Raw genomic sequence first — 11,497 nt, 5'->3', positions numbered from 1 at the left:
TCACTTGTCCTGAGGCAGGGGCTTCGCGTATTTCACGTCGAGCAGGCCGTCGTAGGCCGGCGCGGTGAGGTAGGTCAGCGGCTTGAGGAACCAGCCGATCTGGACGCTCGGGTCGCGGGCGTCGGCGCGGTAGTTCTGGACGTGCTCGTCGCGGTCGATCGCAGCCTGCAGACGGTCGGGATCGCCGACCGCCTCGATGACGTACGGCTGGGGGTAGGGGACGCCGTCGAGCTGCACCGTGCTGCCGGAGCACTTGATGCCGGTGGTGGTGATGATCCGCTTGCCGGCGATGGTGATCGCCTCGGCGCCACCGGCCCACAGCGCGTTGACGACGGCTTGGATGTCCTGCTGGTGCACGACGAGAGAGTTGGGGTCGTCGCCCGTGTAGCTCTGCTGGACCTCCGAGGGCGCGTCACCCAGCACGATCTGCATGCCGGCGCCGCTGCGGTCGGAGGTGCCCGCCGGGTCGGCGAGCCTCGCGGACTGGTGCCGGAGCTTCTTGACGTCCTTGTCGGTGACTCCACTGGTCAGCTGGTCCACCTGGCTCTGCAGGTCGGCGAGCTGGGCCTCGAGGCGGTTGTAGCGGGCCCGCTCGCCGTCGACGAGCGTCGCCAGGTCCTCGTAGCGGCCCGGACGCAGGTCGGTGCCGTCCGCGTTCACGAAACTCACCGCCAGCAGACCGCCACAGAGCAGCACCACGACGGGCGTACCGAGCCTCCAGGAGGTCACGCGGGACCAGCGCTTTGGTTTAGAGGTGGGGTTAGCCTGGGTTCCGGAGCTCACGACCATTAGGGTATGCGCAGCAATCACATTTGTCTGAGGAGCATCACCCGTGGCCAAGCTCAAGCTCTCGAAGAAGAGTGATCTCGACCTGCCGAAGGACCCGATCTTCACTCCCCGCTTCGGGATCGCCCTGTTGCTGATCGCTCTCGGCATCGGCTGGATCGCCTACTACTACACCGGGGTGCGCCCCAACGAGATCGGTGGCGACTTCACCGGGCCGAAGCCGGTGCAGAAGCTCGAGGGCTGGAACTATCTGATCGGCTTCGTCCTGCTCTTCCTGGGCCTGGCCGTCTCCGCCCACCCGAAGACCCCGCTGGGCCGCGGCCGCGGCGTCGTGGTCGGCATGCTCGGCTGCTTCGTGATCGGCCTGATCTGGATCTGCGTCTTCTACATCTTCGCCAACGACCACCTGGACAAGATCTGGGTCTTCAACGACCTGGGTCAGAAGAACCTGCTGGTCGGCATCGGCTTCATGGCGGTGGGCTTCACCTTCGCCACGAAGTGGGAGTGACCCCTTCGTTAGACCCCGAAAGAGGCGCAACCCTTGCGGTTGCGCCTCTTTGCGTTACACGGGTGTAGTTCTCCACAGGGTTTCCCACACCTGTGGATTTGTCCACGCCGGGAAAACGCCCCGAAAACACCTGTTCCGACGGCGTCAGAACACCAACATCCGTACGCCGACAAGGGCAAGCAACACCAACGTGAAGCCACCCAGGGCAGCCCACTGCAACGGCGCCTTGCGGTCGGCTCGGAGCTGGGTGAAGATGCCCGCGACGACGAGACCGCCGACGAAGCCACCGACGTGACCCTGCCAGGAGATCCCGGGCCCGAAGAAGGTGATCCCCGCGTTGATCAGGAGGATCGGCAGCAGCGGTGAGAGCGACTGGCCGGCCCTGACGAAGAGCACCACGAGGACGCCCAGGAGGCCGAAGATCGCGCCGGAGGCGCCCACGGTCGACCCGGCTGGCGTCGCGGCCCACACCACGAGGACGGAGCCCGCCACGCCCGAGATCAGGTAGAAGACCAGGAATCGCAGCCGGCCCACGATCGGCTCGAGGAACGAGCCGAGCATGTAGAGGGACAGCATGTTCACGGCCAGGTGGATGATCGAGACGTGGGTGAACGTCGAGGTCAGCAGCTGCCAGACCGCGCCGTCGTCGACCCCGGGCATCCAGCTGTAGCCGCTCGCCCGGCAGACGCTCCGTGGCACCGCGAAGCCGCCGTCCGGCGTCATGCAGTAGCCCTGCAGGCGGATCGCGAAGAAGTCGGCGATCCTCGAGCCGGAGCCGCCGGTCAGGATGATGCTCAGCCACACCAGGACGTTGACGCCGATGAGCGAGATGGTCACCGGGAGCGCCCGGAAGCCGATCCGCGCGCCGGTGAAGCGCTTGGGCTGGCGCACGGACCTGTGGCCTTCCTTCACGCACTCGGGGCACTGGAAGCCGACCGAGGCGCTGGCCATGCAGTCAGGGCAGATGGGACGCCCACAGCGCTGACAGCTGATGTGAGTCTCACGGCCGGGGTGTCGGTAGCAGACCGGCACCCCGACCGGGGTCGTCTCGGACAATCAGCCCTCGACGATCTCGACCGTCTCGATGACGACCGGCTCGACCGGGCGGTCCATCGCACCGGTCTTGGTGCCGGAGATCGAGTCGACGGCCTTCTTCGACGCCTCGTCGGCGACCTCGCCGAAGATGGTGTGCTTGAAGTTCAGCCACGGCGCCTGGCCGGTGGTGATGAAGAACTGGGAGCCGTTGGTGCCGGGGCCGGCGTTGGCCATCGCGAGCAGGTAGGGCTTGTCGAAGGTGAGCTCGGGGTGCGGCTCGTCCTTGAAGGTGTAGCCCGGGCCACCCGTACCGGTCCCCAGGGGGCAGCCGCCCTGGATCATGAACCCGTCGATGACGCGGTGGAAGCCGAGACCGTCGTAGTAGGGGACACCGGAGCGGCCGGCGTCGTCCGTGTACTCCTTGGTCCCCGTCGCGAGGCCGACGAAGTTGGCGACCGTCTCGGGAGCGTGGTTGGGGAACAAGGTGATCGTGATGTCACCGTGGTTGGTGTGGAGGATGGCCTTCTGGTCAGCCATGACCTGCCCTTCCGACATTGGGATTGGTACGGGATGTAACTCCTCGATCCTCCCACAACGCCGGTCGCGGACGAGACGTCAGGAGGTCGCGCCGTGCCGTCGGTCGCTTCGCTCCCCGGCCGCTACGCGTCGATGAGCAGGGGAGCGATCCGGTCGGCCACGCGGCGCTCGACCCAGAAGATCAGCCCGGGGACCAGGCCGGCGATCATCATCAGCAGGAACTCGGGGATCGTCCAGCGGGCCTTCTGGGTCAGCAGGAAGGCGACGATCACGTAGATGATGAAGACCCAGCCGTGGGCAACCCACAGCGGCGTCATCGTCTCGCCGAAGGACTGCAGGGCGTTGCCCTCGGGGAGGAGATACTTGAACAGCGAGCAGATGGTGCCCACGAGCAGCAGCACACCGACGACGTACGCGAGCACCTTGTAGGTGCCGAACAGCTTGTTCACGCGTCTGAGCGTACGCGCAGATCCTGAGCGGTTTTCTCAGGGTCTTCTTCGTCCTCGTCGACGGGCCGGGGGCGCAGGGTGTCACGCACGTAGCGCCACCACACGTAGATCCCGAAGATCCCGAACAGCCACCACTCGATCGCGTAGAGCAGGTTGCGCAGCCCGGTCGTGGCCTCCGGCTCGGGCAGCTGCGGAGCGGGCACGTCGGCGACGTCCGTGGAGCCGTCGTTGACCGGCATCGAGCTGGCCGGCCAGTTGTCCTCGACCGGCGAACGCACCACGTAGGCGCTGTAGAGGTCGTAGCTCGTGCGCGAGATCAGGTCGGAGATGTCGAGCTGCGGGAAGACGTTGTCGGACTTGCGGTCGTCGGCGACGTCGGTCCAGTCGCTGGGCTGCAGCCAGCCGGTGATCGTGACGTGGCCGCGCGGCGCGGGCGGCGCGCTGCCGACCTCCGGCGTCCAGCCGCGTACGACGTAGACGGCCGACTCCGTGTCCTCGACGAGCACCGGCGTGACGGCCCAGAAGCCCACCTGGGAGCCGCGCTCCATCCCGTCGATGAAGATCGTCTCGTCGGGCATCCAGATCCCGGAGACGGTCACGGGGCGGCCGATCTGCTCCCACGGGAAGGCGTCGTTGGGCCCGATCAGGTCGGTGAACGCCTTCGGTTTCGCGTGCACCAGCTCGGCGACCTGGTCCTGCTTGTCCTGCTGGCTCGACTGGTACTGCCACACCCCGAGCAGCACCGCGCCGGTCACGAAGACGACCATCAGCGCGTGTGCACCCCACAACCTCGGGGAGAAGATGCTTCGCGGGGGACTCTGGGCGGCCATAGCACTCCCAGAGTACGGGGCAGGGCGGGTCCCCTCAATCCGGCGTCGAGTCGAGCGTTGTCCAGCGCGCGTCCTGGCAAGGCGGAGGAGGGAGGCGGTCCGGGGTTGGCCGTCGACCGACGACAACGCCGCCAGGGCGCGTGATGGGCGGCGCTCGGCCGGCGCTTCCGGATTGAGGGGCCCCGCCCTAGTCGCAGACCGCGAATGGGACGGGTTCGCTGGTGACCAGCGCGGCCGCGGTCACCGGATTGGTCACCCGGAACCCGATCCGCCCCGTGGACGGATCGGCGACACCATGGGTGAAGACCTTCTTGTACGCCGCGTCCCGATCCCCCAGCTTCAGCCGGACGAACAGGTCATCCCTGTCCTCGCCGAGACGCAGAGTGGCCAGCCCGCCGCCGAACTCGACCGAGTAGGCCTCGACCGGCGCCAGCCTGGTCTTCTCCTTCGGCCCGCCCTCGGCGCACCCCTTGACGACGTACGTCGAGGTGGCCGGGCCGCCGGCGACGGCGAGCATCGTCTCCTGGGACGCCCAGTTCGCGGCGTCGGGGGTCACGGTGTGCTTGGTGATCACGTGGGTCTCCGGGTCGAACGTCGCACCCTTCAGCGGGCCGACTCCGGCCTTGATCGCGTGGCCGGGCTTGACCCGGTCCGCGACCTTGATGACGAACCCGTCCTTGCCACCGCCGGTGAACCTGGCCTCCCAGATGACGTCGGCCGCGCCCCACGCGTACTTATCCCGCAGGCGCTGGTCGACGTCCCGCAACAGACCACCGCTGACCTGGGCGGCCTCCTTGTCGGCCCGGCCCCACAGGTCGCTCTGGTCCGCGGGGCTCGACCTGCTGGTGATGTCCTCGAGCCCGAAGAGCGACTTCACCTCGTCGTAGTCGGTCACCGCGAGCGTCGTCGCGGTCTCCGGCACGAAGGTCATGGCTGCTTCGACGGGGTTCATCGTTGCGGCGTACACGGGGTAGGTGTTCTCCGTGGGCGCGGCCTCCGGCTTCTTCGGCTCGCTGTCGTCCCCGCAGCCGACCAGCGCAAGCGCCAACCCGGCGGCCAGCACGGAAATACCCCATCGCCTCACGTTCACCCCAACGAGTATTCCGGATCCCCGTCACGGTATGCGGGATGAAAGAGATGGAGGCCGCAGGCAGATGCCTGCGGCCTCCTTGATCCCGAGCGTCAGCGACCAGCGCCTGTGAGCTCAAGGGATGCGGGGAGCGGCTCGAGCACCGGGTCGATGATCCGCGAGGAGGCCTCCGACCGAGCGACGCGGCTGCGGCGCAGGTCCTTGACGGTCGTGAGGCGGCGGAGCCAACGGTCGGTGCCGTCGTAGCGAGCCGTGAAGGGCTTGCGGCCGTGCAGCGCACGGTGGTTGTCGACGATGAGGATCTCGCCGGGAGCCAGCGCGACGTCCTCGACGTTCGCGGAGAGCTCCATGATGAGCAGCTGAAGCGCACGGTCGGCCTCGACATCGCCCGGCAGGGCGGACATGTAAGGCGGGTCGAGCCGGACGTCGGGGGCCTGCGGGGAACCGGAGAGCACGGCGGTCGGCGCGGCGAGCAGCTCGCCCTCGTTGACGCCGGCCTCGCGCAGGTTGCGCAGGTGCTCGTCGTCGGGGTGGATCACGTAGCGCGGCTCGAACAGCGGAGCGTACTCAGGGCCGGTCACGTCGATCGAGCTGATCCCGACCGCGGTGGTGGGGATCATGTCGTCGTTGCGCAGCGAGATCAGGCCGAGGTGGTCGCAGCGGAGGTTGCTGAACGCGTCCTCGATGTGCAGGTCGAGCACCACGTCGCTGCTGTGTCCGGTCTGCAGGTTCTCCTGCTTCTGGATCGGCAGGATGTTGTTGACCAGCTGGCCACCCTGCAGCGAGGACCAGGAGACGGCATCGCCGAGCTGGGCCATGATCAGCGCGAGCCAGAAGTCGGCCATGTGCGGCGCCTGGGCGTCGGGGTGGTTCCAGTGGGGCGGGGTCGGGCCGGCCGTCACCGGGAGACCGCTGATCACCAGGGCGTCGGTCGCATCGCCGTAGCGGAACGCACGGATCGCCCGGGCGACGCTCTCCGGAAGCTCACCACCGAGGAACGGCGCGGTCTCGAGGAACTCCGAGGAGACCGGGTCCCCGAATCGAGCGAGCAACGACTCCGCGAGCGTGGCTGCGGCCTGGGACTCGGCTGGGGTCATCTCGACCCGGGTGACTACGGACTCTGCGCCCACAACATTGACCTTTCGGACTTTGTGGTGGAGGGGTTTCGTCAGAAGCGTTTTCTGGCACCCGCACCAAAGGGTTTCCTAAGTTCGGGACCACTTTGTTCCGCCGTACGGAATTCAAACGAGTGATAGGTCCAAATATCGAGACGATAGGTATTAGGCCCCTTGCGTAATCGCATAGAACCTGTTTAGGGAATGTATCTCCACTGCGGTCTGCCAGTTACCAGAAATTTCGCGGTCTGGTGCGGTTTTCCGGAAGCTCACGACCACCGTCGACGGGTCACTGATACGGATCGACGAGCTCGCGCAGCGAGGTGAGCGCCTCCCGCAGAGCCGATGCCAGATGTGGACCGAGGTGGTCGTTCCACTCCTGCTCGACACCCATCACCACCTCTCGAGCACGATCCGCGGCATCCTGACCCGCCGCCGTGAACCGGATCAGGCGGGCGCGACCGTCGGTCGGGTCCGGGACCCGCTCGACCAGCCCCTGCCGCTCCAGCGCCGCGACCAGCATGCTCGCGGTCTGCTTGGTGACCTGCGCCTGCTCGGCCAGGTCGACCAGGCGCGAGCCGTCCTCGGCGATCCGCTGCGCGAGCCGGGCCTGAGCGACGGTGATGTCGTAGCCGGCCTCCCGCATCGCGGAGATGACCCGTTCGTCCATCGCCCGGTAGGCGATCAGCATGAGCGTTGCGACGTCCATCGAATCCCTTGACAGTGTCCGGCGGCCTGGCCAATATAGTCAGTAAGACTGACTATCATACCGCTCTCCGGTGTCCAGACAGCCGTCTGTTCACGGGGTTCCGCCGGACGCGTGTTGCTTCCACGATCTCCACCGCCTCCCTCCTCGAGGCCCGTCCCGAGCAGGTCCCCATGAACGCAGTCGCGCAGCTCAGTGCCGGCATCTCCGCCGTGATCCTCATCGTCGTCTTCCCTTTCGAGGCCTTCTTCATCGACCGTCCCCAGGTCCAGCGGTTCCTCGGGATCGAGCCGCACGGCCTCCGCAACGTCCACCTGTGGTCCTTCTGCATCGGCGCCCGCAACGCTCTTGCCGGGATCGGTACGCTCATCGGCCTCTGGATCGTGAACTTCGGCGACGAGTCCACCGGCGTCACCGTCGTGGTCGTCACCTGCATCTACATGCTGCTCGCCTCGTTGTTCATGGGTGTGGCCGACGCCCTCGGCTACTGGCTTCCGCGCGGCGGCAGCGTCAGGGGCACCGTCGCCTCCGCTGTCCTGCCCGCGGTCGCGCTGATCGCCATCGCGATCTGATAGCGCGAACCTCCACCGACCACTACCCTCCGAAGCATGAGCGCCGCGATCATCTCGGGACTCTTCGCCGTGGTGCTCGCCTGCCTCGCCTGGGGCCTGCAGAACGGCAGCAGGCGGGCCCGGCTCCTCTCCCGGATCGAGCGCTACACCCAGATCCTCAAGGATCTTCCGTACGGACATCCCGCGCGCGCCCATCTCGACGCGGCGCTCGCCGCCGAAGCCGCACAGCTGCGTGACCTGATCGGGTCGAGCGCTCCGCCGTTCCCCGCGCCCGGCTATCCGCCGTCGTACGCTCCAGCGCCGCTCCCGTACGCCCCGTACGGACCGCCGGACCTCGGCCCCGCGACGATGGACGACATCTTCGGGACGGGCGACGCGCCTCGGCCTGGCTCGCCGAGCACGCCACCGTCGCCCAGGCCGGCCGGCCCGGCGCCCGGTCCGACACCTGCTCCGACACCAGGTGGACCGGCACCTGCTCCGTCACCAGGCCCGACCCCGGCTCCGGCGCCGGCTCCAGACCCGGCGCCAGCTCCCGGCCCAGCTCCAAGCCCGGCGCCGGGCCCCGCTCCGATGCCAGCACCAGCGACCAAGCCCAGGCTGACACCGCCGATGCGGGAACCTGCTCGCTCGTCCCGGTCGCTCCAGACGTACGCCTCCCTGGCCCTCGGCCTGCTCGCCGGCGGGTTCGCGATCTTCGCGATCTGGCTCGCCGTCGACCAGCTGCTGCGGTAGCCGGGCGGCCGCTCCAATCATATTCCTTGACAGGCATATTCCCTTTGAGGCATGTTTAAGGCGTGCCCACCCGAGACGTCTTCAGCGTGATCGCCGACCCGACCCGTCGGCAGATCCTCGACCTGCTCTGCCAGCGCGAGATGGGGGTGGGCGAGCTCGTCGAGACCCTCGGGCTCGCCCAACCGAACGTGTCCAAGCATCTACGGACCCTGGGTGAGGCAGACCTGGTTCACGTACGCATCGACGGACCGCGCCGTCACTACCGGCTCCGTCCCGACCGGCTCCGGGAGCTGGAGGAGTGGCTCGCGCCGTACCGCCGGATGTGGGCCGACCGTCTGGATGCCCTCGAGCGCCACCTGGACCAGCTCGACGAGACCGACCACGAGGAGGACTGAGATGACTACGACGACCGGCCCCATGGGCGAGGTGATCCGCGACGGCGAGAGGACGGGCCTGCGCTACGTACGCCTGCTTCGCCACTCACCGGAGAAGGTGTGGCGAGCGCTGACCGAGACCGACGGCCTGCGGCACTGGTTCCCGACCGACATCGTCGGCGAACGTGTCGCTGGCGCGCGGCTGAGCCTCCCGTTCTGGCCCGAGGGCCTGGAGCTGGCGAGCACCACCGAGGCGATCGAGGAGATGGGCGTCGACCCGGACAGCCACGTCTCCGAGGGCGAGCTGCGCGTGTGGGACCCGCCCCGGACCTTCGAGTTCACCTGGGGGATGGACGGTCGTACGGACCTGACCGACCTGCTCCGCTTCGACCTCGAGCCCACCGACGACGGCACCCGCCTCACCTTCACCACCTGGCTCGGCGGACCCGCCGGCAACACCGACACCGCCGTCGGCTGGCACGTCTGCCTCGACCAGCTCGCCGGCCTCCTCGACGCCCCGGGCTCACCGACCGACGATGCCGCCGTCGTCGTCCAGCGCGTCATGGCCCAAGCCGACGAGCTGCGCCCGGCGTACGCTGCCCTGATCTCGTCGTAAGTCAGACGGAACCGCAGTTCAACCTACGGTTTCTGTGGTGGGGAGCAAGCGGAAACTGGCTCAGGATGCATGGTGAATTGCGTCGATCACCCGATCATCAGGCTGAAGATCAGAGCCGAAACTCCGAGGACGTACATCACAAAGACCAGCCTGAGCGCGGCGAGGAGGATGCCGCCAACCCATGCCCAGGCTCCTGTCGCGTCTGCTAGCAGCGCGTCTAGCCGCTTGATGCTCCATCGTATGGCGACGAGGATTCCGATGAGGACGCAGACCCAGATGCCGGCAAGGAGAAACGAGACGGCGCCGGTGCTCGGTGAGGCGGCTTGGCTGAGGTGCACGGGCCGGACGGTATCGGCTGCGCCTGGCGGTTGAGACGCATTCGGCCGATCCGTTGAGCCGCTGCGAGCGCTGGGCTGCTCTCCGCGGGTCTCACCCCACCCCTAGTTTCTGCGTGCTATCGCTTCGAGGGGTCTCCAGAGCGACGGCGCTTGAGCGCTTTCCTGGCCCGAAGGTCAATGAGAACGGCCGATGCAACGACCCAAGTGGCGGCGAGTGCGAGCCCGACCGTCGCCCATAGACGCGCGGGCATCGGCAGCGGATCGCCGAATCGGGGATTCCAAACACAGAGCAGCAGGGCGACGATCACGGTGAGGCCGCCGAGGCGTGCCGCCGCTCGACCTGAATGCATGTGGGACCCCCTCCCCGCTCGCCAACTCGTCTCCGTCCGTCCTCAGCCGTGCAGTGTCGGCCCGGCAGCGGAGACCTGTCCGTCGCTTGAGTCGACAAATTGACACAGGACTGCGGTTGCATCGTCGTGCCTCTTTCCGCGGAACGTTCCCGCCGCATGCTCGTCGACTTCGCGGGTACGTCGCACGAGCTCGTGCGGTCCGACCTCGAGAACGCCGAGAAGGTGTTCCCAGGTCTGGCCGTGCCTCTCCACCAACGTCGCGGCTCCATCGGTCAGCACCGCGGCGGCTCGAACCGGTTGATTGGCGAGGGAAACGCTGCCAGACACGGCGTGGCGGGCCGCTTCTGGCTTGGTGCTGGCCACCCAGAACCCCTCTGCGGTGTTCCGCACCGCGGCGAATCCAGCAACGGAGTAGTCCTCGAGATGATCGAGCCGGTCGTCAGTGATCGGCAGAACGCCACCATCGTCCATGTACAGCACGACAGATGAGTCAGCCAGGACCAGGTAGTCGATCCTGTCGCCGCACAGCCGAAGCAGGGCAACGGTCGACGACGGGCTGTTGGGATCCTCGAGGTCGCAACTGTCTACGTGTGCGTCGCGCACCTGCTGAATCGCTCGCTCGAGAATGTCTGCAAGGTTCAAGGCACCCGGCGTCACAAGTCCTTCGGCAAGACGCAGACCGAGGTGACGAACGAGCCACGGCACGTCATGGATGCATCCGGTTTCCAGGCCGGGGACAGGTGTCGCACCGTCAAGCACGACCACGAAGTCGTTGCCGACGAGCACAAAGTCTTCGTTGTGCTCATGGGACGGCGACGTCTCCGTGTAGCTCTCGGCTCGAAGACGAATGCTCACTCTAGGCCCCAAATCGTCGGCGAATGTACTCCGGTCGTTAGCGAGAACGGATCGGGCTACCTCGACCGGACCCCGTCGAAGAGTATGTGATGCCGTATAGCTCGGCGACCGGAACAACCCGCCCTCATCATCGGCCAAGGAACCGGTGCACATCGCCTGGATGGGTCGGCTGAACGTGGTGGGCTGCTAGTCGGATACGGCCAACCACCAGCCGTAGTCGAGCATCTCTTTCGGCGCCGCCTCCGCCTCGAGCTCCAGGTCCTCGATGCGGTCGAACCATTCATCGCGGCGGCTTTCGGGCAGTTCGGTTCCGCAGAACGGCAGAAGTGGATGTGCTGCCACGTGTAGGCGGATCCGTCCGGGCCGTCGTGGACCCAGATGCCGTACTCGTCGAACTCGAGGCTGTAGCCGATGAGGTAGTCGCCGCACGATCCGGGCTCGGGGTGCGCGTCGCATTTGAGCTCCGCTTGGGCTTGAAGTTGATCGCAGCAATATGCGGGGCCGATCGGCATGGGTGAATGATGCTAGAGGGCGTGAGCGCTTGGTGTACTGGCTGAGCGCTCATTGCATCCGAGCGGCACGTACGGGTGCGTTCAGGCTGATC

Annotated in this window: 16 protein-coding genes and 1 pseudogene; 5 read left to right on the top strand and 12 right to left on the bottom strand. The window is 67.1% G+C overall.

What is annotated here, in order from left to right:
• Positions 1 to 729, bottom strand: a complete 729-nt coding sequence (locus UG56_RS18650) for a DUF881 domain-containing protein (RefSeq protein ID WP_256206739.1) — start codon at positions 727 to 729, stop codon at positions 1 to 3.
• A gap of 103 nt (positions 730 to 832) precedes the next feature.
• Here UG56_RS18650 and UG56_RS18645 point away from each other — a divergent pair, with 103 nt between their 5' ends.
• On the top strand, positions 833 to 1,294 hold the full coding sequence (locus UG56_RS18645; protein ID WP_052693201.1) for a cell division protein CrgA: 462 nt from the start codon (positions 833 to 835) through the stop codon (positions 1,292 to 1,294).
• Between the two features lie 144 nt (positions 1,295 to 1,438).
• On the opposite strand, the gene UG56_RS18640 is transcribed toward UG56_RS18645, so the two are convergent.
• From UG56_RS18640 to UG56_RS18610, 7 genes are all read right to left on the bottom strand, one after another.
• Complete coding sequence (locus UG56_RS18640) at positions 1,439 to 2,245, bottom strand: rhomboid family intramembrane serine protease (protein WP_052693199.1); 807 nt, start codon at positions 2,243 to 2,245, stop codon at positions 1,439 to 1,441.
• Positions 2,246 to 2,350: 105 nt separating this feature from the next.
• On the bottom strand, positions 2,351 to 2,866 hold the full coding sequence (locus UG56_RS18635; protein ID WP_008355625.1) for a peptidylprolyl isomerase: 516 nt from the start codon (positions 2,864 to 2,866) through the stop codon (positions 2,351 to 2,353).
• Positions 2,867 to 2,988: 122 nt separating this feature from the next.
• Positions 2,989 to 3,315 (bottom strand): DUF3817 domain-containing protein, encoded by a 327-nt coding sequence (locus UG56_RS18630; protein ID WP_045547296.1) that lies wholly within the window; start codon positions 3,313 to 3,315, stop codon positions 2,989 to 2,991.
• On the bottom strand, positions 3,312 to 4,145 hold the full coding sequence (locus UG56_RS18625) for an SURF1 family protein (RefSeq protein ID WP_084101282.1): 834 nt from the start codon (positions 4,143 to 4,145) through the stop codon (positions 3,312 to 3,314). Before UG56_RS18625 ends, UG56_RS18630 begins: the two co-directional genes overlap by 4 nt.
• A 187-nt stretch (positions 4,146 to 4,332) precedes the next feature.
• Positions 4,333 to 5,235: a hypothetical protein gene (locus UG56_RS18620; protein ID WP_143055107.1), complete on the bottom strand. Its 903-nt coding sequence runs from the start codon at positions 5,233 to 5,235 to the stop codon at positions 4,333 to 4,335.
• Between the two features lie 92 nt (positions 5,236 to 5,327).
• Complete coding sequence (locus UG56_RS18615) at positions 5,328 to 6,332, bottom strand: TauD/TfdA family dioxygenase (protein WP_071327188.1); 1,005 nt, start codon at positions 6,330 to 6,332, stop codon at positions 5,328 to 5,330.
• 307 nt (positions 6,333 to 6,639) lie between these two features.
• On the bottom strand, positions 6,640 to 7,059 hold the full coding sequence (locus UG56_RS18610) for a MarR family winged helix-turn-helix transcriptional regulator (protein ID WP_045547293.1): 420 nt from the start codon (positions 7,057 to 7,059) through the stop codon (positions 6,640 to 6,642).
• A gap of 170 nt (positions 7,060 to 7,229) precedes the next feature.
• Here UG56_RS18610 and UG56_RS18605 point away from each other — a divergent pair, with 170 nt between their 5' ends.
• From UG56_RS18605 to UG56_RS18595, 4 genes are all read left to right on the top strand, one after another.
• Positions 7,230 to 7,628, top strand: a complete 399-nt coding sequence (locus UG56_RS18605) for a DUF1304 family protein (RefSeq protein ID WP_045547292.1) — start codon at positions 7,230 to 7,232, stop codon at positions 7,626 to 7,628.
• Positions 7,629 to 7,664: 36 nt separating this feature from the next.
• Complete coding sequence (locus tag UG56_RS29045) at positions 7,665 to 8,360, top strand: hypothetical protein (protein ID WP_177191508.1); 696 nt, start codon at positions 7,665 to 7,667, stop codon at positions 8,358 to 8,360.
• Positions 8,361 to 8,422: 62 nt separating this feature from the next.
• Positions 8,423 to 8,755, top strand: coding sequence for an ArsR/SmtB family transcription factor (locus UG56_RS18600; RefSeq protein ID WP_045547291.1), 333 nt, complete (start codon positions 8,423 to 8,425; stop codon positions 8,753 to 8,755).
• Position 8,756: 1 nt separating this feature from the next.
• Complete coding sequence (locus UG56_RS18595) at positions 8,757 to 9,350, top strand: SRPBCC domain-containing protein (RefSeq protein WP_045547290.1); 594 nt, start codon at positions 8,757 to 8,759, stop codon at positions 9,348 to 9,350.
• Positions 9,351 to 9,436: 86 nt separating this feature from the next.
• On the opposite strand, the gene UG56_RS18590 is transcribed toward UG56_RS18595, so the two are convergent.
• From UG56_RS18590 to UG56_RS29160, 4 genes and pseudogenes are all read right to left on the bottom strand, one after another.
• Complete coding sequence (locus tag UG56_RS18590) at positions 9,437 to 9,688, bottom strand: hypothetical protein (RefSeq protein WP_045547289.1); 252 nt, start codon at positions 9,686 to 9,688, stop codon at positions 9,437 to 9,439.
• Between the two features lie 392 nt (positions 9,689 to 10,080).
• Positions 10,081 to 10,893, bottom strand: a complete 813-nt coding sequence (locus UG56_RS18585; protein ID WP_256206738.1) for a protein phosphatase 2C domain-containing protein — start codon at positions 10,891 to 10,893, stop codon at positions 10,081 to 10,083.
• 186 nt (positions 10,894 to 11,079) lie between these two features.
• Positions 11,080 to 11,235: a DUF6980 family protein gene (locus tag UG56_RS28460; RefSeq protein ID WP_177191507.1), complete on the bottom strand. Its 156-nt coding sequence runs from the start codon at positions 11,233 to 11,235 to the stop codon at positions 11,080 to 11,082.
• 50 nt (positions 11,236 to 11,285) lie between these two features.
• Positions 11,286 to 11,405: pseudogene (locus tag UG56_RS29160) on the bottom strand (DUF6980 family protein); the annotation flags it as partial.
• Positions 11,406 to 11,497: the final 92 nt, after the last annotated feature.

It is taken from the genome of Nocardioides luteus, from assembly GCF_000960475.2.
Classification (GTDB): Bacteria; Actinomycetota; Actinomycetes; order Propionibacteriales; family Nocardioidaceae; genus Nocardioides; species Nocardioides luteus_A.
The sequence above is the reverse complement of the archived record's forward strand: the minus strand, read 5'-3'. Positions and strand labels throughout refer to the sequence as shown.

Excerpts from the sequence above, each read along its gene's own strand:
- UG56_RS29045 (WP_177191508.1), top strand. The coding sequence starts at position 7,665 with ATGAGCGCCGCGATCATCTCGGGACTCTTCGCCGTGGTGCTCGCCTGC.
- UG56_RS18605 (WP_045547292.1), top strand. The coding sequence starts at position 7,230 with ATGAACGCAGTCGCGCAGCTCAGTGCCGGCATCTCCGCCGTGATCCTC.
- UG56_RS18610 (WP_045547293.1), bottom strand. The coding sequence starts at position 7,059 with ATGGACGTCGCAACGCTCATGCTGATCGCCTACCGGGCGATGGACGAA.
- UG56_RS18635 (WP_008355625.1), bottom strand. The coding sequence starts at position 2,866 with ATGGCTGACCAGAAGGCCATCCTCCACACCAACCACGGTGACATCACG.
- UG56_RS18595 (WP_045547290.1), top strand. The coding sequence starts at position 8,757 with ATGACTACGACGACCGGCCCCATGGGCGAGGTGATCCGCGACGGCGAG.
- UG56_RS18625 (WP_084101282.1), bottom strand. The coding sequence starts at position 4,145 with ATGGCCGCCCAGAGTCCCCCGCGAAGCATCTTCTCCCCGAGGTTGTGG.
- UG56_RS18615 (WP_071327188.1), bottom strand. The coding sequence starts at position 6,332 with ATGACCCCAGCCGAGTCCCAGGCCGCAGCCACGCTCGCGGAGTCGTTG.
- UG56_RS18640 (WP_052693199.1), bottom strand. The coding sequence starts at position 2,245 with ATGGCCAGCGCCTCGGTCGGCTTCCAGTGCCCCGAGTGCGTGAAGGAA.